This window comes from Acinetobacter sp. FDAARGOS_559 (assembly GCF_003940475.1).
Lineage (GTDB): Bacteria > Pseudomonadota > Gammaproteobacteria > Pseudomonadales > Moraxellaceae > Acinetobacter > Acinetobacter baumannii.
Genome location: NZ_RKJG01000005.1, coordinates 1,558,164 through 1,577,528 on the forward strand (window position 1 = coordinate 1,558,164; position 19,365 = coordinate 1,577,528).

The window sequence follows — 19,365 nt, forward strand, 5'->3', positions numbered from 1 at the left end:
AGCCTACTAATTCCACTGTAACTGTTCACGCAAACGTACAACCTCACCAATAATTGTGAGTGTCGGCGCATGAATTTGATGTTCTGTCACTTTAGATGCAATATCAGCAAGTGACCCCACCACAACCTTCTGTTCAGGTGTCGTACCCTTTGAAATTAATGCAACTGGCATATCTGGACGTTGTCCATGCGCAATCAGCTGCTCACAAATACGCTCTAATCCCACCAACCCCATATACAGTACTAATGTCTGGTTTTCGTATACCAGCTCATTCCACGGTAACTCAGGAGAACCTTCTTTTAGATGGCCTGTAAGAAAGCGGACACTCTGGGCATAATCACGATGGGTAAGCGGAATACCTGCATAAGCTGAACAACCTGACGCAGCAGTAATACCGGGAACAACTTGAAATGGGACGCCAGCTTGGAATAATTCTTGGATCTCTTCGCCACCACGGCCAAAAATAAAAGGGTCTCCCCCTTTTAAACGACAAACACGTTTACCTTTTTTCGCGTAGTCAACCAATAATGCATTAATACCTTCTTGAGGAACACTATGGTTAGAACGCGCTTTACCAACATATATTTTTGTTGCGTCTCGACGGCACAATTCTAAAATAGGTGCAGAAACAAGACGGTCATAAATGACCACATCAGCTTGCTGCATTAAACGTAAAGCTTTTAAAGTAATGAGTTCAGGATCACCTGGACCTGCACCCACCAAATAAACCTCGCCTTTAGGTGCTTTCCACTCCTGCAGTGCTTGTTCAAGCATGCTATCGGCAACATCTAGATTGTCATTAAAAACTTGTTCTTTTAAGGGGCTTGCATACAAGTTTTCCCAAAATATACGGCGCTCATCTGGATTAGAAATTTTTTCCTTAACCTGATTGCGCCATTTTCCTGAAAACTCAGCTAACTTGCCCATGCCGTGTGGAATAGAGGTTTCTAACTGCGTACGGATTTGACGAGATAGAACAGGAGATGTTCCATTTGAAGCCACTGAAACAATTAATGGAGATCGATCAATAATCGCAGGCACCATAAAACGGCAATGTGGAATATCATCGACGCTATTTACAAGTAAATTGCGCGCTTCACACTGCTCAAAAACTGTTTTATTTACTTCTGCATCATTGGTCGCTGCAATAACTAAACGATAGGGTGTACTTAAAAACTTTTCAGCAAAAGCTTCAATAAACGACACGCCGCCTGTTGTTGTAATTAATTGCAGAAGCTGATCTTCAATTGCAGGAGCAACAACATCAATTATTGCTCCTGCCTTAGCCAATAAGGTTGCCTTGCGTAAAGCAATATGCCCTCCGCCCACAATCAGACAACGTTGCTGTTGCAACTTCAAAGAGATTGGAAAAATATCCACCTTAAACCTCTACATCAATCATCTGACTATGTTTAAGCAAAAACCGTGCACAATTTAGATGCAAAGCTTAATCAATAAACGTTGCACCACCCATATATGGGCGTAATACTTCTGGAATCTCAATTGAACCGTCTTCGCGTTGGTAATTTTCCATTACTGCAAGTAAAGTACGCCCTACAGCAAGGCCTGAACCATTTAGAGTGTGCACCAATTCGGTCTTCTTCTGATCCATACGGTAGCGTGCTTTCATACGACGTGCCTGGAAATCACCCATATTAGAGCAGCTTGAAATTTCACGGTAAGTATTTTGACTTGGAACCCAAACTTCTAAATCATAAGTTTTAGTCGCACCAAAGCCCATATCACCACCACAGAGCAAAATTTTGCGGTAAGGCAAACCAAGCGCCTGTAAAATGCCCTCAGCATGTGCAGTAAGCTCTTCAAGTGCCTGCATAGATGTTTCAGGCTTAACGATTTGCACCATTTCAACTTTATCAAATTGGTGCTGACGAATTAAACCACGTGTATCACGACCATAAGAACCTGCTTCACTACGGAAACATGGTGTATGAGCCGCATATTTTAATGGTAAGCGATCTGCATCAATAATTTCATCACGGACAAAGTTAGTGACTGGAACTTCTGCTGTAGGGATGAGGTAGTATTCTTTTTCGCCTTGAAGTTTAAATAAATCTTCTTCAAATTTTGGTAACTGACCTGTCCCACGTAATGAATCAGCATTTACCAAATAAGGCACATACGCTTCGGTATAACCATTCTTTAAAGTATGGGTATCGAGCATGAACTGAGTTAAAGCACGTTGTAGACGAGCTAAAGGGCCCTTCAACACACTAAAACGTGAGCCCGTGAGTTTAGTGGCAGTTTCAAACTCTAATCCGCCCATCCACTCGCCTAAATCAGTATGATCTTTGATTTCAAAATCGAACTGACGAGGTGTACCCCATTTTGAGATTTCAACGTTATCATTTTCATCTTTACCAGCTGGTACAGATTCGTCCGGCAAGTTAGGAATGCTAAGCGCTTTTTGCTCAATCTCGTTTTGTAGCTCTGATAAAGCAACTTCGGCAGCTTTAATTTCATCACCAATGGCTTGCATACGTGCCATGATTTCAGAAGCATCGCCACCGGATTTTTTAATCTGACCCACTTGTTTAGCACCGGCATTTCGCTCTGCCTGTAACTTTTCAGTTTTTGATTGCAAGTCTTTACGGCGAGTCTCTAAAGATGCCCATTCTTGAACATCTAACTGAACACCACGTTTTGCCAAAGCTGCATTAACGACTTCAATATTATTTCTGAGTAACTTAGGGTCGATCATAATCAATCATAATATGGGTAAAAAACTGGCTATAGTGTAAGCCCTTAACACTAAAAAATATAGTGATCATCTTCATAACGAATAGCTTTCACACAATTCTTAGAATAGATCTTATATTTTATAAGTTATAGTTCGGTACACTCGGTAAATACTCAGGTTTAATATATTTAGCTGCTTCAAAATATGGCAAGGTTAATTCAGACATACCTTCTGCATAAGAAGCTAATTCATAAATTGGATAGACAAAAACAATCCCATTTGCACCATAGTAGAAATTATCACTTAATTGCAGTTTTTCACGGCTAATATTGTGCTCTTGAAGCCAATTAGTATTTGCATCAAAAAGCGCATCAACTAACTGTTTTTCAACATCTGGCTTAATAAGTTCTTCAACGGTAATGTGCTTTTTATTTAGCAAGTCAAAATTTACAAACTCTTGATGTGACATACCATGTGCTGCCCCCGCAGAGTATGAATATGTCTGGAATGCAAAGGTTGCAAGGTTATAATTTTGCCCTAAATAACGGACATAGATTGCACTCTGACTTGAGCTCGGCTCCCCTTCCGGTACCTCAACAGGTTTATCAGCCAAATTTGCAAAAGCATTCGGGTCTGCTTTCTTTATACGGTTCGTAAAATAATCATTAATCCATTTTTGATTGGTTTGTACGGTCTGAAAATCATATTCAGTGCAGCCGTCTTCAAGACAAACTTTAGGTTTTGGCAGCTTTACCGGAACAACTTTTGCTTGAATGACAGGGACTTCAGCTTGCTTTTGCTCTTTTACTGAAGCACTAGAAGCCGGTTGTTCATCTTTAGCCGTAGATTTTGGCTGACAACCGCTCACCGCAACCATGGCAGCTAACATTGGAAGAATGAAAATAATTTTTTTATCGTAAAGTTGCATGTTAATCCCCGTAAACTCACTCCTACCACTATACAAAGCGTAAGTTTAAGACGGGGTTAAAAAATGTATCTAGGCTTGATATATAAAAAGAAAGCCATCGTAAAGATGGCTTTCTAAATAATCAGGCTTATTGATCAATAATATCGGTACCTTTCGGAGGCGTAAAATTGAAAGTTGAAGCCGGAATTGAGGCATTTACTTTAACATTCTTGAAACGAACATAAGTCGTTTGACCTAAAGAATCTTGCAATACCATGAGTGTAGGTGCTTTGTTGGCACCAAAACTAATCGTTAAGCTTTGGAAAGCTCCATCTTCTTTTTTAGGGAATAAAGTGAAATATAACTTAGATTTATCTGGCTGAGTTACTCGGTAAGACTTCATGATTTGGTTAGTATTACCAGAAAGTAATAAAGCCGGTGTATCAGCGACCTGATCATCTAGGCTTTGGCGCACAGCCTGTTGTAGATCAGGGTCATAAATCCAGACTGTTTTTCCACTTGTTACAATAGTTTGCTTAGAGGGACTTACAGTTTCCCAATAAAATTTCCCCGGACGTTCAACTTTCATTGAACCTTTAAATGTCTGGTTCATATGCTGAGCACTTAAGCCTTTTTTCTGTGCTACAGTTTTTGTATTCGCTTTCGTTGTCTGTTCAAAATCGGCAGTCAAACGCTGTAAGCCTGATAACTGATTTACCAGGTTCCCAATTGCCTGTTGCTCCGGTGCTGCTACGGGTGCAGCGAACGCTGTAGTACTCATTACAGGAGCAAGCACTGAGGCGCTGAGTGTAATAGCACACATGGTTTTACGAAGCATATTCATGTCATCACCTTTTTAGTTGCTGTAAGATAACTTGCTAGCCTTTCAATTAATCCAGCTAAACAAGCTCTTCATTCAAGACTTATATTAACCGACAAACTTTGTGCTAATCATTGAGAAAATAAGATATTTTGTTATGTTATTCATGTTGTTTGTAGAATTTCATTCATCATCATGAAGACAATATTGATGTATTTCCATAAAAAAAGCCCACAAAATGTGGGCTTTTTCTTAAGCTAAAACTTAAACAGTTTCAACTTTTACGTAGCGACGGCCAAATTGACCTTTCACTTCGAATTTTACTACGCCGTCAGCAGTAGCAAATAAAGTATGGTCACGGCCCATACCAACATTTGCACCAGCGTGGAATTCAGTACCACGTTGACGAACGATGATGTTACCAGCAGTTACAGTTTGACCACCGTAAACTTTAACACCTAACATTTTTGGGTTTGAATCACGACCGTTCTTCGTCGATCCACCGGCTTTTTTAGTTGCCATGTCTCTTACTCCTCGTGATTAGCCTGAAATACCAGTAATTTTCAACTCAGTGAACCATTGACGGTGACCTTGTTGTTTACGGTAGTGTTTACGACGACGCATTTTGATGATGCGGATTTTGTCGTGACGACCATGACCAATCACTTCTGCAGTTACTTTAGCGCCAGCTACAACTGGAGCACCGATTTGAATGTTGTCACCGTTTACAACCATTAATACATCATCAAATGTAATAGTTGCGCCAGATTCAGCCTTCAATAATTCAACTTTAAGGGTTTCACCCTCAACTACACGGTGCTGTTTACCACCGCTTTGGATTACTGCGTACATAACGTACTCCAATCAGCCCGTGTCGTCGTGCCGATAAAGGGATATATCGATCTTAAAACGAACGCCACTGGGGTTATACAAGGCGACAGATTTTAAGTGAAATTTGATCAAACGACAAGTGCTTTATCTTTAACTAAGCAACAGAAGCTATCATTCTTACATAATAAAAATAGCTTCAATTTGATTTTAGTACTTTTCATTGATTCTGAATGGAATTTAAAATACAGTTCCAGACACAACTTGCAACAAGAACAAGCTGTATTCATGTTGACGTTATTAAAATTTATTGTTTTGTCGGAAACACATGGTTTTGCCGAAATAAAAAACAAAAAACTCTTCATGAACATACAAATGATTAATATCAATTGCTTGTTTCCCTGTTTAATGCACTTTTAATTGATACACTAACGCCACTTATCTACCAATACGGGGTTTTTCTTCATATGGTCATCGATTTTAAGCAAGACATTCTCGCTCCTGTTGCTACAGACTTTGCTGCGATGGATCACTTGATTAATGAAGGAATTAGCTCAAAAGTCGGCTTGGTCATGTCAGTGAGTAAACATGTAGTTGAAGCTGGCGGAAAACGTATGCGCCCAATCATGTGTTTACTTGCAGCACGCGCTTGCGGCCTCGACAATATGCAAAATGCACAGCGTCTGGCAGCTATTATTGAAATGCTTCATACCGCAACTTTAGTGCATGATGATGTAGTTGATGAATCTGGACTTCGCCGTGGTCGTCCTACTGCAAATGCAACATGGAACAATCAAACGGCCGTATTGGTTGGTGACTTCCTTATTGCCCGCGCTTTTGACCTTTTGGTTGATTTAAACAACATGACCTTATTAAAAGACTTCTCAACAGGTACATGTGAAATTGCTGAAGGTGAGGTATTACAACTCCAATCTCAGCATCAACCGGATACAACCGAAGAAACATATTTAAAAATTATTCACGGGAAAACTTCTCGTTTATTTGAACTTGCAACCGAAGGTGCGGCTATTTTGGCTGGGCAAGAAGCTTACCGCGAACCTTTAAGATTATTTGCAGGCCATTTCGGAAATGCATTCCAGATTATTGACGATATTTTAGACTACACTTCAGATGCTGAAACATTAGGTAAAAATATTGGTGATGATTTAATGGAAGGTAAACCGACTTTACCGTTAATTTCAGCATTAGCACATTCAACCGGTGAAGAGCATGCCATTATTAGACGCAGTATTGCGACTGGTGGTGTTGACCAATTACCTAAAGTGATTGAAATTGTGCAAAAGTCTGGTGCTTTAGACTATTGCCAGCGCCGTGCCCAAGAAGAAACAGAAGCAGCACTGCAAGCCTTATCAATCTTGCCTGATACACCTTATCGTCAAGCGTTGATTAATTTAACTCGGCTTGCATTACATCGAATACAGTAGATATTATTTTGCCTATGCATATAAATTTTTCAGAACATTTTTTTAAAATCCAGAAACAGCTTGAAAACCCTCAAGCTGTTATTGACGAAAATATTCTCATTGACCTAGTCAATGCTTTACGGCCATCCGATCCTCAAGATACGGATGAAATAGAGCAAAAAATACAAGCTTTTATTGATAGTCTATTACTTACTCCTACCGCTCCAGCTCTTTTACAAACCTTTTTATTACGCCTCATTAATCAATATAAGCAAGTCAGCTTATATGCAGATAGTGGTATTTTGTCTTTAGATGGCTTCTGGAACCAGCTTGGGCAAAGACTTGGCGGTCACTTTCTGCCACTTATTGAAGATGCAAGTCAGCTTAAAATTCTGATTGGAAAAATTTTCTATTTAGAAAGTGATTCAATCTGGTTAAACAATGTCGATGACAAGGATTGGGCAACTTTGTTCGGACTTATTGGGCAAAGTAACAGTAATGTCGATGAAAAGCATGCCATTCAGCGAGAAATGATTAAGGCAATTACTGTCTTATCTTACCGTATTAGTGGTATCGGTCTTTATCCTGAATTTATTAATGCTCAACCTGAATTAACCGAATATGAATCGCCATTTTTGGTACAAAACCGTGAAATTATTGAGTTTATAGAGAAGTACAAAAAACAGGATATTTCTAGCAACGACATTGCTGTGCTTCCACCTCCTGATGCCTCTCAAGCATTTGTAATGCTAGAGCAGTGTCGAGACGTCGTTTTAAAAATACGCCGAGCGACCAAAAGAATCGGTGTAAGTTTAAGTTTGACCTATCTTTTGTCTTTACTTGAACAGTGTTTAGATCGGATTGAATTATTACTCTATCTAGTTGTAGACGATAGCGAGGGACGTTACGTTTCTTTAGGAAACTTAATTTCAGACTTAACTAAAGCACATTATAGTGAAAAAAGCGTCCGCTCGTTACTCAGCACGACCAGTGAGCTTATTGCCTTTCAAGTCACAGAAAATGCAAGCCGTACTGGTGAACACTATGTAAGTACAGACACTAAAGGCTTTTGGGGCATGTATAAAGCCGCTGCTGGTGCAGGTGTGATTATTGCCTGTATGGCCTCATTAAAAATTCTTGCTGCACGTATGACGATGGCTCCGCTCATGCAAGCCTTTACGTTCAGTATGAACTATTCACTGGGCTTTATTCTGATTCATGTATTGCACTTTACTGTTGCAACAAAACAACCCGCAATGACAGCTGCCGCACTTGCAGCCACAGTTCAGCAACGTAAAGGCTCTAAAACGGCACAAATTGCAGAATTAGCCGCACTTATTATCAATATTATTCGAACTCAGTTTATTGCTATTTTGGGTAATATCTCGATTGCAATTCCTACTGCTGCTCTTATTACCTTTGCTTGGCAGTTCTATCTTGATGAGCCTTTATTAACTCATACCAAGGCAACTTATCTATTACATAGCCTAAACCCTTTTACCTCATTAGCCGTTCCGCATGCAGCGATTGCTGGGGTGTGTTTGTTTTTATCTGGCCTAATTGCGGGCTACTTCGACAACATGGCAGTTTATAGAAAAGTAGGACCCCGTTTAAAAGCACATCGACGTTTAAGAAACTTATTTGGGCAAGAACGCCTGAACCGTTTTGCAGAATATATTGAACGTAATTTAGGGGCGCTCGCAGGTAATTTCCTATTTGGCGTAATGTTAGGAAGTATGGGAACAATTGGCTTTATTTTGGGCCTACCTCTAGATATTCGTCACATTGCCTTTGCGTCAGCGAACTTCATTCAAGGTTTAATGACTATTAATGGTAGTCCTGATATTGGCTTGATTATAGTTTCATTTTTAGGCGTACTCTGTATTGGTCTCACCAACTTATTTGTGAGTTTCACACTCACTATTATTGTGGCATTACGTGCACGTCGAGTTCGCTTTGAACAATGGAAGCCATTAGCCAAACTGGTCATGACCCATTTTCTTACCCGACCAAGTGACTTCTTCTGGCCACCGAAACAGCCTCTAGAATTAGAAGAAAATGCCCAAGCCAATAGTGGAAAAAAAGCAGAACATTAAATGTTTTGCTTTGTACACAAAATGTGATGTCCGTCAATTTTGTTGTGATTGTTTTTCCAAATGTTAAAAAAATTTCAAAATGAATTTACGATGATCTATCAGGCTTGAAAAAAAGTGTACTGGCAAGTACACTTTCAACGGCGTTCAATAGTGAAAAACTATATGAATAAGCAAAGGTGTGTTTATGCCCTATCTATTGCTTTGTATTGGTTGCGTTTTTTTAGGATTAGGTGTTCTTGGTCTTTTTGTACCAAGTCTTCAATCTTTGGACTTGCTCACCGTTCAAACATTGAGTCACCATCGTTTAGATTATCTTAATACTATAACCACCTTTCTTGCACGCGTAGGCGGCATGCCTTTTGTATGTTTTTTATCCTTTCTAGTATGTATATATTTAGCATGGTATAAAAAATATATTACTGTTATTTTCATTAGCTTGGGAGTTATTGGCAGTATCACCATGGGTTGGCTGCTCAAGTGGTGTGTTAACCGGCCTAGACCTCCTGAGGCATATCATATTGTTGAAAGTTACGGTGCATCGTTCCCAAGTGCACATAGTGTTTATGCATCAACACTGGCTTGTCTGGCAATGATTATGTTATGCCATAAGCACAACATTAACTCTCCTTATATTGTTTTGATCTCCTGTCTTTGGTTTGTGTGTATGGGGCTTTCAAGAATATATGCAGGAGTTCATTTCCCAACAGACGTACTCGCTGGTTGGGGCATTGGTTTTATTTGGATTGCACTGCTTTGGCTCTGGTTATTACAAACACAAAGTAGGTTAAGTAGAAAACAAATATATTTTTAGATTTTATCTAAACGAGGTGGAACAATGATGTCGGCTAAGCTTTGGGCACCAGCCCTTACTGCTTGCGCATTAGCAACAAGTATCGCGCTTGTTGGTTGTAGCAAAGGCTCCGATGAGAAACAGCAAGCTGCTGCTGCTCAGAAAATGCCGCCTGCAGAAGTAGGTGTTATTGTTGCTCAACCACAAAGTGTTGAACAAAGCGTTGAGCTTTCAGGCCGTACTTCAGCATATCAAATTTCTGAAGTTCGTCCTCAAACAAGTGGCGTGATTTTAAAACGTTTATTTGCTGAAGGAAGCTATGTTCGTGAAGGTCAGGCGCTTTATGAGCTCGACTCTAGAACGAACCGTGCAACGTTAGAAAATGCAAAAGCATCACTCCTACAACAACAGGCAAATCTAGCTTCACTACGTACCAAGTTAAATCGTTATAAACAACTTGTTTCTAGTAATGCTGTGTCTAAACAGGAATATGATGACTTACTTGGTCAAGTCAATGTTGCAGAAGCACAAGTTGCAGCAGCTAAGGCTCAAGTAACAAATGCAAATGTAGATCTTGGTTATTCTACAATTCGCTCTCCTATTTCTGGCCAATCTGGTCGTTCTTCAGTAACGGCTGGTGCTTTGGTTACTGCAAACCAGACTGACCCGTTGGTAACGATTCAACAGTTAGATCCTATCTATGTTGATATTAATCAGTCTAGTGCTGAGTTATTGCGTTTACGTCAGCAACTAAGCAAAGGCAGTTTAAATAACAGTAACAACACGAAAGTAAAATTAAAGCTTGAAGATGGTTCTACCTATCCAATCGAAGGGCAACTTGCTTTCTCTGACGCTTCTGTAAACCAAGATACAGGAACAATTACATTACGTGCCGTATTCTCTAACCCGAATCATTTATTGCTTCCGGGTATGTATACCACTGCGCAAATTGTTCAGGGCGTTGTTCCAAATGCTTACCTGATTCCTCAAGCTGCCATTACTCGTTTACCTACAGGACAAGCTGTAGCGATGCTTGTTAATGCTAAAGGGGTTGTTGAGAGCCGTCCTGTTGAAACCTCTGGTGTTCAAGGACAAAACTGGATTGTGACTAACGGCTTAAAAGCCGGCGATAAAGTGATTGTTGATGGTGTTGCCAAAGTTAAAGAAGGGCAAGAAGTATCGGCAAAACCTTATCAAGCTCAACCAACAAACTCTCAAGGTGCAGCACCAAATGCTGCGAAACCGGCTCAATCAGGTAAACCTCAAGCAGAACAGAAAGCAGCTTCAAATGCATAAGGGGTAGATTGAATGGCACAATTTTTTATTCATCGCCCCATATTTGCGTGGGTGATTGCATTAGTCATTATGTTGGCGGGTATTCTTACGCTAACAAAAATGCCTATTGCACAATATCCAACGATTGCACCACCAACCGTAACGATTGCTGCGACTTATCCTGGTGCATCGGCTGAAACAGTTGAAAATACTGTAACCCAGATCATTGAACAACAAATGAATGGTCTTGATGGCTTACGTTATATTTCATCTAACAGTGCTGGTAATGGTCAGGCATCTATTCAATTAAACTTTGAACAAGGTGTTGACCCTGATATTGCACAGGTTCAAGTTCAAAACAAATTGCAATCTGCAACTGCGCTTTTACCTGAAGATGTACAACGTCAAGGTGTAACAGTTACTAAATCTGGTGCGAGCTTCTTGCAAGTTATTGCATTCTATTCACCAGATAACAACCTGTCAGACTCTGACATTAAAGACTATGTAAACTCGTCAATTAAAGAACCGCTTAGCCGTGTTGCCGGTGTTGGTGAGGTACAGGTCTTTGGTGGCTCATACGCAATGCGTATTTGGCTTGATCCAGCTAAATTAACAAGCTATCAACTTACGCCTAGTGATATTGCAACTGCCTTACAAGCGCAGAACTCGCAAGTTGCTGTAGGTCAGTTAGGTGGTGCTCCGGCTGTACAAGGTCAAGTTCTTAACGCAACAGTAAATGCACAAAGCTTATTGCAGACTCCTGAACAGTTTAAAAATATCTTCTTAAAGAACACAGCATCAGGTGCTGAGGTTCGATTAAAAGATGTTGCTCGCGTAGAATTAGGTTCGGATAACTATCAATTCGATTCGAAGTTTAACGGTAAACCGGCAGCTGGTCTTGCAATTAAAATTGCAACAGGCGCTAATGCACTCGACACAGCCGAAGCAGTTGAACAACGTTTATCTGAACTACGTAAGAACTATCCAACAGGTCTTGCAGATAAACTGGCTTATGACACGACTCCATTTATCCGTCTTTCAATTGAAAGTGTAGTACACACATTAATTGAAGCCGTGATTTTGGTATTCATTGTCATGTTCCTATTCTTACAAAACTGGCGTGCAACGATTATTCCAACGCTTGCAGTTCCAGTAGTTGTATTAGGTACATTTGCGGTCATTAATATCTTTGGCTTCTCAATTAACACCTTAACCATGTTCGCTATGGTATTGGCAATCGGTCTTCTGGTCGATGACGCCATTGTTGTAGTCGAAAACGTTGAACGTGTGATGAGTGAAGACCATACCGATCCGGTTACGGCCACTTCTCGCTCAATGCAGCAGATTTCTGGTGCGTTAGTAGGTATTACCAGCGTATTGACAGCGGTATTCGTACCAATGGCTTTCTTTGGTGGTACAACAGGTGTAATTTACCGCCAGTTCTCGATTACTCTTGTAACTGCAATGGTTCTGTCGTTAATTGTAGCGTTGACGTTCACACCGGCACTTTGTGCAACTATCTTGAAACAGCATGATCCTAATAAAGAACCAAGCAATAATATCTTTGCGCGTTTCTTTAGAAGCTTTAACAATGGTTTTGACCGCATGTCGCATAGCTACCAAAATGGTGTTAGCCGCATGCTTAAAGGCAAAATCTTCTCTGGCGTGCTCTATGCTGTTGTAGTTGCCCTTTTAGTCTTCTTGTTCCAAAAACTCCCGTCTTCATTCTTACCAGAAGAAGATCAGGGTGTGGTCATGACACTTGTACAATTACCACCAAATGCAACGCTTGACCGTACCGGTAAAGTGATTGATACCATGACTAACTTCTTTATGAATGAAAAAGATACCGTGGAATCTATTTTCACTGTTTCTGGTTTCTCATTCACAGGTGTTGGTCAAAACGCGGGTATTGGCTTCGTTAAGTTGAAAGACTGGAGCAAACGTACGACACCAGAAACTCAAATTGGTTCATTGATTCAGCGTGGTATGGCATTAAATATGATCATTAAAGATGCATCATACGTTATGCCATTACAGCTTCCAGCAATGCCTGAACTTGGTGTAACTGCCGGATTTAACTTGCAGCTTAAAGATTCAAGTGGTCAAGGCCATGAGAAACTGATTGCAGCTCGTAACACGATTTTAGGTTTGGCATCACAAGATAAACGTCTTGTAGGTGTGCGTCCAAACGGTCAGGAAGATACTCCTCAATATCAAATTAATGTAGATCAGGCTCAAGCTGGTGCTATGGGCGTTAGTATTGCCGAAATCAACAATACAATGCGTATTGCATGGGGTGGCTCATACATTAACGATTTCGTTGACCGTGGTCGTGTGAAAAAAGTTTATGTTCAAGGTGATGCGGGCAGCCGTATGATGCCTGAAGACTTAAACAAATGGTATGTACGTAATAACAAAGGTGAGATGGTTCCATTCTCGGCGTTTGCTACAGGCGAATGGACGTATGGTTCTCCACGTCTCGAACGTTATAACGGTGTGTCATCAGTTAACATTCAAGGTACACCTGCACCTGGCGTGAGCTCTGGTGATGCCATGAAAGCAATGGAAGAAATTATTGGTAAGTTACCATCTATGGGCTTACAAGGTTTCGACTATGAATGGACTGGCTTATCACTTGAAGAACGTGAGTCTGGTGCTCAAGCGCCGTTCTTATACGCACTTTCATTGTTAATCGTATTCCTTTGCTTGGCTGCACTATATGAAAGCTGGTCAATTCCGTTCTCGGTTTTACTTGTGGTACCACTTGGTGTCATTGGTGCAATCGTATTGACCTACTTGGGCATGATTATTAAAGGAGATCCAAATCTCTCAAATAACATTTACTTCCAAGTAGCGATTATTGCGGTTATCGGTCTTTCTGCAAAAAATGCGATCTTGATTGTTGAATTCGCAAAAGAATTGCAGGAAAAAGGTGAAGATCTACTTGATGCAACCTTACATGCTGCAAAAATGCGTTTACGTCCAATTATCATGACCACCCTTGCCTTCGGTTTCGGTGTACTTCCACTTGCACTTTCAACAGGTGCCGGTGCAGGAAGTCAGCACTCTGTAGGCTTTGGTGTACTTGGTGGCGTACTCAGCGCGACGTTCTTAGGTATCTTCTTTATCCCTGTATTCTATGTGTGGATTCGTAGTATCTTTAAGTACAAACCAAAAACCATAAACACTCAGGAGCATAAATCGTGATGCAAAAAGTATGGTCTATTTCAGGTCGTAGCATTGCGGTATCTGCACTTGCGCTTGCTTTGGCAGCTTGTCAAAGCATGCGCGGCCCAGAACCAGTCGTGAAAACCGATATACCACAAAGCTATGCATATAACAGCGCTTCTGGTACGTCTATTGCTGAACAGGGTTATAAACAGTTCTTTGCTGACCCGCGTTTGCTTGAAGTGATTGATTTGGCTCTTGCCAATAACCGTGACTTACGTACAGCAACGCTCAATATTGAACGTGCTCAACAGCAATATCAGATTACACAGAACAACCAGCTTCCAACAATCGGTGCAAGTGGTAGTGCAATTCGTCAGGTTTCTCAAAGCCGTGATCCGAATAACCCCTACTCTACTTATCAAGTAGGTTTGGGTGTAACTGCTTATGAGCTAGATTTCTGGGGTCGTGTTCGTAGCCTTAAAGATGCTGCTTTAGATAGTTATCTTGCAACACAAAGTGCTCGTGATTCGACTCAAATCAGTCTGATTAGCCAAGTTGCTCAAGCATGGTTAAATTATTCGTTTGCAACAGCAAACTTAAGACTGGCAGAACAAACGCTTAAAGCACAGTTAGATTCTTACAATCTCAACAAAAAACGTTTTGATGTAGGTATCGACAGTGAAGTTCCATTACGTCAAGCACAGATTTCTGTAGAAACTGCGCGTAATGATGTAGCGAACTACAAAACTCAAATTGCTCAAGCACAAAACTTGTTGAACTTACTTGTAGGCCAACCTGTTCCACAAAACTTGTTACCTACACAACCTGTAAAACGCATTGCTCAACAAAATGTGTTTACTGCCGGTTTACCAAGTGACTTGTTAAATAACCGTCCGGATGTAAAAGCTGCTGAATACAACTTAAGCGCTGCGGGTGCGAATATTGGTGCTGCAAAAGCACGTTTATTCCCAACCATTAGCTTAACGGGTTCGGCTGGTTATGCATCAACTGACTTAAGTGATCTATTTAAGTCTGGTGGTTTTGTATGGTCAGTTGGTCCAAGCTTAGATTTACCAATCTTTGACTGGGGTACACGTCGTGCCAATGTAAAAATTTCTGAAACTGATCAGAAAATTGCATTGTCTGATTATGAAAAATCAGTTCAATCTGCGTTCCGTGAAGTTAATGACGCGCTTGCAACTCGTGCCAACATTGGCGAGCGTTTAACAGCTCAGCAACGTCTAGTAGAAGCAACTAACCGCAACTACACACTTTCAAATGCCCGCTTCCGTGCTGGTATTGATAGTTACTTGACTGTTCTTGATGCACAGCGTTCTTCATATGCAGCTGAACAAGGTTTGTTATTGCTTCAACAAGCAAACTTAAACAACCAAATCGAGTTATACAAAACTCTAGGTGGTGGTTTAAAAGCAAATACTTCAGATACAGTGGTTCACCAACCATCTAGTGCTGAACTTAAAAAGCAATAAGTTTTAAATCACTTTCTTATAAAAGCTCACTTCGGTGGGCTTTTTTATTGCAACTCATCTGAATATTTTTTATCTTGAAAGCTAAAGAAATTTAGATTGTAAGCATCCGGCTAACACAGCCTTACCAAGCGGTCCTATAAGCCTTAATTTAGTTCCCACCTAAAAACAAGTGGGGACTTAATCCATGAACATGGATATATATTCAGCAACACCTCCTGTTGCTAAAAAACGCAGAACATACAGCAAAGAATTCAAACTCAGTATTGTCAATGCCTGTAAAAATCCTAATACCTCGATCGCTTCGGTCGCACTGCAACATAGTATTAATGCCAACCTTGTCAGTCGTTGGATCAGGATCTTCAGCCATCATGAGGGTGCCGTGCAGGATCCTACTCATGTGAATCCAGCATTTATTGCTTTGCCTTACACTGCTGCAATCAGCCAACCTATTGATGAGAGGATCACGTTGTGTATCACCGTGCCTCATACGAATAATGATATTCAGCTAAAATGGCAGACATCAGAAATACCTGCCTTGGCAGAATTACTCAAGGCACTGGCAACATGATCCGTATCAATGAAATTTGGCTCTCTACCCAGCCCATGGATATGCGAGCAGGAATGGATACTGTCATGGCTCAGGTGGTGAGAGCCTTTGGCTACATCAAACCGCATTGCGCCTACCTGTTCTGTAATAAACGTGGTCATCGTATGAAAGTGTTGGTACATGATGGACTGGGCATCTGGCTGTGTGCCCGGCGTTTGGAACAGGGTAAATTTCACTGGGCTCAAGTTCACCAAGGTGAAACCGTGGCCCTCAGCCCGGAACAGTTACAGGCATTAATCCAAGGTTTGCCCTGGCAGAGAATTGGATTGCAGCAAGTGGTGAATATGCTCTAAACCAAGCTCGACCATTCTGCCATCCTCCAAACGTTCTATTTCATTCTCTTCATGACCTCAGGCATACTGCGGTCATGAATACGCTGCCTGACTTAAGCCAACTGACCCATGAACAACTGCTGGAATTCACCAGACAGTTGGCGATGCAGCATCAGTCTCTAGCACAATCAAACCAACAATTGGATGCCAAAGTTCAACATCTTTCTATTCTCAATCAAAATACGAGCATGAACTGGCGCTGTTTAAAAAGCACAAATTCGCCCAAAAGAATGAACACTTAACGGCAAAACAAATCCACCTATGGGATGAAGCGGTTGAAGAAGATATTGCTGCTGTTGATCTGGAATTAGAACGATTAAATGCAGATAAAACCGATGCAGCGACACAGAAAGCCAAAACCAATAAACCTAAACGTCGACCACTGCCAGATCATCTACACACCATCCGTATTGAGCATGAACCTGCATCAACCCAATGCACTTGTGGATGCCAACTCCGTCGTATCGGCGAAGATGTCAGTGAGAAACTGCATTTCAGACCGGCACAGTTCTATAAGGAACAGCATGTGCGTGGTAAATGGGTCTGTGATCAGTGTGACACTCTGACTCAGCAAGCGATGCCCGCCTATGTGATTGATAAAGGCATTGCTTCACCTGAATTGCTCAGCCATGTGCTGGTATCGAAGTATGCCGATCATTTGCCGCTGTACCGTCAACGTCTGATCTATCAGCGGGCGGGAATCGAACTTTCTAGATCAACTTTATCTGACTGGATAGGTCGCTGCGGTGTAGAACTGGAACCTCTGGCCAATGCCTTAAAAGAGGTGGTGCTGCAACAGCGGGTGCTGCATGCAGATGAAACACCGGTCACCATCATGCGGATGGGTGAGAATGAGAAAAAACCGAAGAAAGGTTATGTCTGGGCCTATGCCACCACACAGTACAATCCAGTTCAGGCGGTGATCTATGACTTTCAGGATAGTCGTTCAGGCCAGCATGCTGCAGAGTTCTTGAAAGGCTGGCAGGGCAATCTAGTCTGTGATGATTACAGTGGTTATAAAGCACGCTTTAAATCAGGCCAGGTCATAGAGGTCGGCTGCATGGCCCATGCACGTCGTAAATTCCATGAACTGCATGTGACCGGGAAAAGTCAGGTCGCTGAACAGGCATTGGTGCTGATTCAGAAACTGTATGCGATAGAAGCAGAACTCAGGAAAAAGACCGATGGTACAGCGGAAGACCGCCGCGAATACCGACAACAGCATAGTCAACCAGTGATGCAACAACTATATGAATGGCTCAACCAACATCATCTGACAGTGCCATCGAGTTCTCCCACCGCCAAGGCCATCAATTACACTCTGAAGCGTTGGCCAGCCTTAAGCCGCTATCTGGATGATGGCAATCTACCGATATGCAACAATTGGGTAGAGAATCAGATGCGTCCCTGGGCGTTGGGGCGCAAGAACTGGCTGTTTGCAGGTTCGCTGCGCAGTGGTCAGCGAGCGGCAAACATCATGACTTTAATCCAGTCAGCAAAGCTGAATGGGCTGGATCCGTATGCCTATTTAAGTGATGTGCTGAAAAGGTTACCGACACATAAAGTGACCCAGATTGAAGAGTTACTGCCGCACTGCTGGAAACCTAAATCGAATTAAAAAATAGGTATGGGATTCAGCGGACGCTTACTTTAGATTGATAAAAAACAATGTTATTAAGTAATTTAGAAAGTGTTCCAGGCCACCAAATTTTAAAGCAGCTTGATGTTGTTTACGGGAGTACCGTCCGTAGTAAGCATGTGGGTCGCGACTTGATGGCAAGTTTAAAGAATATTGTAGGTGGTGAACTTACTGGTTATACCGAATTATTAGAAGAATCTCGCCAAGAGGCTATGCAACGTATGATTGTAAAAGCCCAGCAACTTGGTGCCAATGCAATTGTGGGTATTCGTTTTTCTACCTCAAATATTGCCCAAGGTGCTTCTGAGTTATTCGTATATGGCACAGCAGTGGTTGTGCAGCCTCAAGCACCTCATCTGCCCGATCCATTTAATGCATAGGTAGAAAATGGACAATCTTATTTTTCAGCTTGTTATTTTTCTCATTCTTTTCAGTATTGGTTGGGCTTTTGGCCGCCATATTGAACGAAAACATTTAAATGAACTTCTAGAAAAAGAGCAACAATTTGCCCATATCAGAATTGATACCAATCGTTTTGCCACAAGCGACCAGTTGGGGCATTTTATTAGCAGTAATGTGGTTATTTCGCATGACTACTTTAAATATGTACTGGCCTCTATAAAAAATATTTTAGGTGGTCGGCTGACCAGTTATGAAAGTATTGTTGAACGTGCTCGCCGCGAGGCTATCGTACGGCTAAAACAACAAGCTCAAAGTGTCGGTGCCAATCACATTATGGGAGTTCGGCTGAGTACAACCGAACTGGGTATGCAAGGTGGAATGGTAGAGGTATTTGCCTACGGAACAGCAGTCAAAGATTAACACTGCCCCATAGCAGAAAAATGTATACGCGGATTGCCAATATTTTTAGTTAAGTGTTGGCAAATTCCGGTAATTTTCCATATGCCCTGTTGTTTTGCCAAAGTAAAATAATAGCGACCAAAAGAATGAAAATAATCATTTTCCGAAAAACGATAAATTTGATAATTACATTCTAACCATGCTTGATCTTGTTCAATCCGAATAAGAGGATTGCTTAAATTGTGCTGTAGCCGCAAATGTGACAAAGCTTGTTGCCGTGAACCTTTATATTCATGACAAGACACCACACATAAAGGCTCCCTTCTAAACTGCAAATAGTCCACCTCAAGTTGATCGGCCAACAACTCATCAAACGCATCCCAATTTTTCTGGTCAAAAACCAATTGAAAACGCGTAATGACCTCTAAAATACGATGGTAGTCTTGATCCATGGTGAACCTTCTATGCGGGTTTTTCCATCAAT

The 19,365-nt window shown here is 41.3% G+C and carries 18 protein-coding genes and 1 pseudogene; 12 read left to right on the forward strand and 7 right to left on the reverse strand.

What is annotated here, in order from left to right:
• Positions 1–6: 6 nt before the first annotated feature.
• From cysG to rplU, 6 genes are all read right to left on the reverse strand, one after another.
• Positions 7–1,380, reverse strand: a complete 1,374-nt coding sequence (gene cysG / locus EGS71_RS08880) for a siroheme synthase CysG (RefSeq protein WP_000350922.1) — start codon at positions 1,378–1,380, stop codon at positions 7–9.
• A 67-nt stretch (positions 1,381–1,447) separates the two neighbouring features.
• Positions 1,448–2,719, reverse strand: a complete 1,272-nt coding sequence (serS, locus tag EGS71_RS08885; RefSeq protein ID WP_000566834.1) for a serine--tRNA ligase — start codon at positions 2,717–2,719, stop codon at positions 1,448–1,450.
• 118 nt (positions 2,720–2,837) lie between these two features.
• Positions 2,838–3,626, reverse strand: a complete 789-nt coding sequence (locus EGS71_RS08890; RefSeq protein ID WP_001177768.1) for an RsiV family protein — start codon at positions 3,624–3,626, stop codon at positions 2,838–2,840.
• Positions 3,627–3,753: 127 nt separating this feature from the next.
• Positions 3,754–4,449, reverse strand: a complete 696-nt coding sequence (gene lolA / locus EGS71_RS08895; RefSeq protein WP_001056757.1) for an outer membrane lipoprotein chaperone LolA — start codon at positions 4,447–4,449, stop codon at positions 3,754–3,756.
• A 240-nt stretch (positions 4,450–4,689) separates the two neighbouring features.
• Complete coding sequence (rpmA, locus tag EGS71_RS08900; protein WP_000201632.1) at positions 4,690–4,947, reverse strand: 50S ribosomal protein L27; 258 nt, start codon at positions 4,945–4,947, stop codon at positions 4,690–4,692.
• An 18-nt stretch (positions 4,948–4,965) separates the two neighbouring features.
• Entirely contained in the window at positions 4,966–5,277 is a 312-nt protein-coding gene (rplU, locus tag EGS71_RS08905; RefSeq protein WP_000271409.1) for a 50S ribosomal protein L21, read from the reverse strand.
• Between the two features lie 96 nt (positions 5,278–5,373).
• On the opposite strand from rplU, the gene EGS71_RS08910 reads away from it, so the two are divergent.
• From EGS71_RS08910 to EGS71_RS08965, 12 genes and pseudogenes are all read left to right on the forward strand, one after another.
• Positions 5,374–5,673 (forward strand): hypothetical protein, encoded by a 300-nt coding sequence (locus EGS71_RS08910; RefSeq protein ID WP_000667114.1) that lies wholly within the window; start codon positions 5,374–5,376, stop codon positions 5,671–5,673.
• Positions 5,674–5,720: 47 nt separating this feature from the next.
• On the forward strand, positions 5,721–6,698 hold the full coding sequence (gene sdsA, locus EGS71_RS08915) for an All-trans-nonaprenyl-diphosphate synthase (RefSeq protein WP_000234081.1): 978 nt from the start codon (positions 5,721–5,723) through the stop codon (positions 6,696–6,698).
• A 14-nt stretch (positions 6,699–6,712) separates the two neighbouring features.
• On the forward strand, positions 6,713–8,773 hold the full coding sequence (locus EGS71_RS08920; protein ID WP_000547886.1) for a site-specific recombinase: 2,061 nt from the start codon (positions 6,713–6,715) through the stop codon (positions 8,771–8,773).
• A gap of 184 nt (positions 8,774–8,957) precedes the next feature.
• Complete coding sequence (locus tag EGS71_RS08925) at positions 8,958–9,584, forward strand: phosphatase PAP2 family protein (protein ID WP_002004370.1); 627 nt, start codon at positions 8,958–8,960, stop codon at positions 9,582–9,584.
• Between the two features lie 24 nt (positions 9,585–9,608).
• On the forward strand, positions 9,609–10,859 hold the full coding sequence (adeI, locus tag EGS71_RS08930; protein WP_000986590.1) for a multidrug efflux RND transporter periplasmic adaptor subunit AdeI: 1,251 nt from the start codon (positions 9,609–9,611) through the stop codon (positions 10,857–10,859).
• A 12-nt stretch (positions 10,860–10,871) separates the two neighbouring features.
• Positions 10,872–14,048, forward strand: coding sequence for a multidrug efflux RND transporter permease subunit AdeJ (gene adeJ / locus EGS71_RS08935; protein ID WP_000046678.1), 3,177 nt, complete (start codon positions 10,872–10,874; stop codon positions 14,046–14,048).
• Positions 14,048–15,502, forward strand: coding sequence for a multidrug efflux RND transporter outer membrane channel subunit AdeK (gene adeK, locus EGS71_RS08940; protein ID WP_001174793.1), 1,455 nt, complete (start codon positions 14,048–14,050; stop codon positions 15,500–15,502). The genes adeJ and adeK overlap by 1 nt, the downstream gene beginning before the upstream one ends.
• 184 nt (positions 15,503–15,686) lie before the next feature.
• The gene (locus EGS71_RS08945; RefSeq protein WP_001055589.1) at positions 15,687–16,070 is read left to right on the forward strand and encodes a transposase; all 384 of its coding nucleotides are present in this window, start codon (positions 15,687–15,689) and stop codon (positions 16,068–16,070) included.
• Positions 16,067–16,402 carry an IS66 family insertion sequence element accessory protein TnpB gene (tnpB, locus tag EGS71_RS08950; RefSeq protein ID WP_000619347.1) on the forward strand — a complete coding sequence of 112 codons (336 nt, stop codon included), beginning with the start codon at positions 16,067–16,069 and terminating at the stop codon, positions 16,400–16,402. Before EGS71_RS08945 ends, tnpB begins: the two co-directional genes overlap by 4 nt.
• A gap of 74 nt (positions 16,403–16,476) precedes the next feature.
• A pseudogene (locus EGS71_RS08955) lies at positions 16,477–18,059 on the forward strand (IS66-like element ISAba25 family transposase).
• Positions 18,060–18,109: 50 nt separating this feature from the next.
• Positions 18,110–18,460 (forward strand): YbjQ family protein, encoded by a 351-nt coding sequence (locus EGS71_RS08960; RefSeq protein ID WP_000927245.1) that lies wholly within the window; start codon positions 18,110–18,112, stop codon positions 18,458–18,460.
• 7 nt (positions 18,461–18,467) lie between these two features.
• Positions 18,468–18,902: a YbjQ family protein gene (locus EGS71_RS08965; protein ID WP_000369287.1), complete on the forward strand. Its 435-nt coding sequence runs from the start codon at positions 18,468–18,470 to the stop codon at positions 18,900–18,902.
• Here the strand turns inward: EGS71_RS08965 and EGS71_RS08970 are convergent.
• Complete coding sequence (locus EGS71_RS08970) at positions 18,899–19,333, reverse strand: nuclear transport factor 2 family protein (RefSeq protein WP_000371762.1); 435 nt, start codon at positions 19,331–19,333, stop codon at positions 18,899–18,901. The genes EGS71_RS08965 and EGS71_RS08970 overlap by 4 nt on opposite strands.
• Positions 19,334–19,365: the final 32 nt, after the last annotated feature.

What these genes read in the sequence shown, in the direction of transcription:
- serS (WP_000566834.1), bottom strand. Translation starts at nt 2,719, where the DNA reads ATGATCGACCCTAAGTTACTCAGAAATAATATTGAAGTCGTTAATGCA.
- EGS71_RS08890 (WP_001177768.1), bottom strand. Translation starts at nt 3,626, where the DNA reads ATGCAACTTTACGATAAAAAAATTATTTTCATTCTTCCAATGTTAGCT.
- lolA (WP_001056757.1), bottom strand. Translation starts at nt 4,449, where the DNA reads ATGAATATGCTTCGTAAAACCATGTGTGCTATTACACTCAGCGCCTCA.
- rpmA (WP_000201632.1), bottom strand. Translation starts at nt 4,947, where the DNA reads ATGGCAACTAAAAAAGCCGGTGGATCGACGAAGAACGGTCGTGATTCA.
- rplU (WP_000271409.1), bottom strand. Translation starts at nt 5,277, where the DNA reads ATGTACGCAGTAATCCAAAGCGGTGGTAAACAGCACCGTGTAGTTGAG.
- sdsA (WP_000234081.1), top strand. Translation starts at nt 5,721, where the DNA reads ATGGTCATCGATTTTAAGCAAGACATTCTCGCTCCTGTTGCTACAGAC.
- EGS71_RS08920 (WP_000547886.1), top strand. Translation starts at nt 6,713, where the DNA reads ATGCATATAAATTTTTCAGAACATTTTTTTAAAATCCAGAAACAGCTT.
- EGS71_RS08925 (WP_002004370.1), top strand. Translation starts at nt 8,958, where the DNA reads ATGCCCTATCTATTGCTTTGTATTGGTTGCGTTTTTTTAGGATTAGGT.
- adeI (WP_000986590.1), top strand. Translation starts at nt 9,609, where the DNA reads ATGATGTCGGCTAAGCTTTGGGCACCAGCCCTTACTGCTTGCGCATTA.
- adeJ (WP_000046678.1), top strand. Translation starts at nt 10,872, where the DNA reads ATGGCACAATTTTTTATTCATCGCCCCATATTTGCGTGGGTGATTGCA.
- adeK (WP_001174793.1), top strand. Translation starts at nt 14,048, where the DNA reads ATGCAAAAAGTATGGTCTATTTCAGGTCGTAGCATTGCGGTATCTGCA.
- EGS71_RS08945 (WP_001055589.1), top strand. Translation starts at nt 15,687, where the DNA reads ATGAACATGGATATATATTCAGCAACACCTCCTGTTGCTAAAAAACGC.
- tnpB (WP_000619347.1), top strand. Translation starts at nt 16,067, where the DNA reads ATGATCCGTATCAATGAAATTTGGCTCTCTACCCAGCCCATGGATATG.
- EGS71_RS08960 (WP_000927245.1), top strand. Translation starts at nt 18,110, where the DNA reads ATGTTATTAAGTAATTTAGAAAGTGTTCCAGGCCACCAAATTTTAAAG.
- EGS71_RS08965 (WP_000369287.1), top strand. Translation starts at nt 18,468, where the DNA reads ATGGACAATCTTATTTTTCAGCTTGTTATTTTTCTCATTCTTTTCAGT.
- EGS71_RS08970 (WP_000371762.1), bottom strand. Translation starts at nt 19,333, where the DNA reads ATGGATCAAGACTACCATCGTATTTTAGAGGTCATTACGCGTTTTCAA.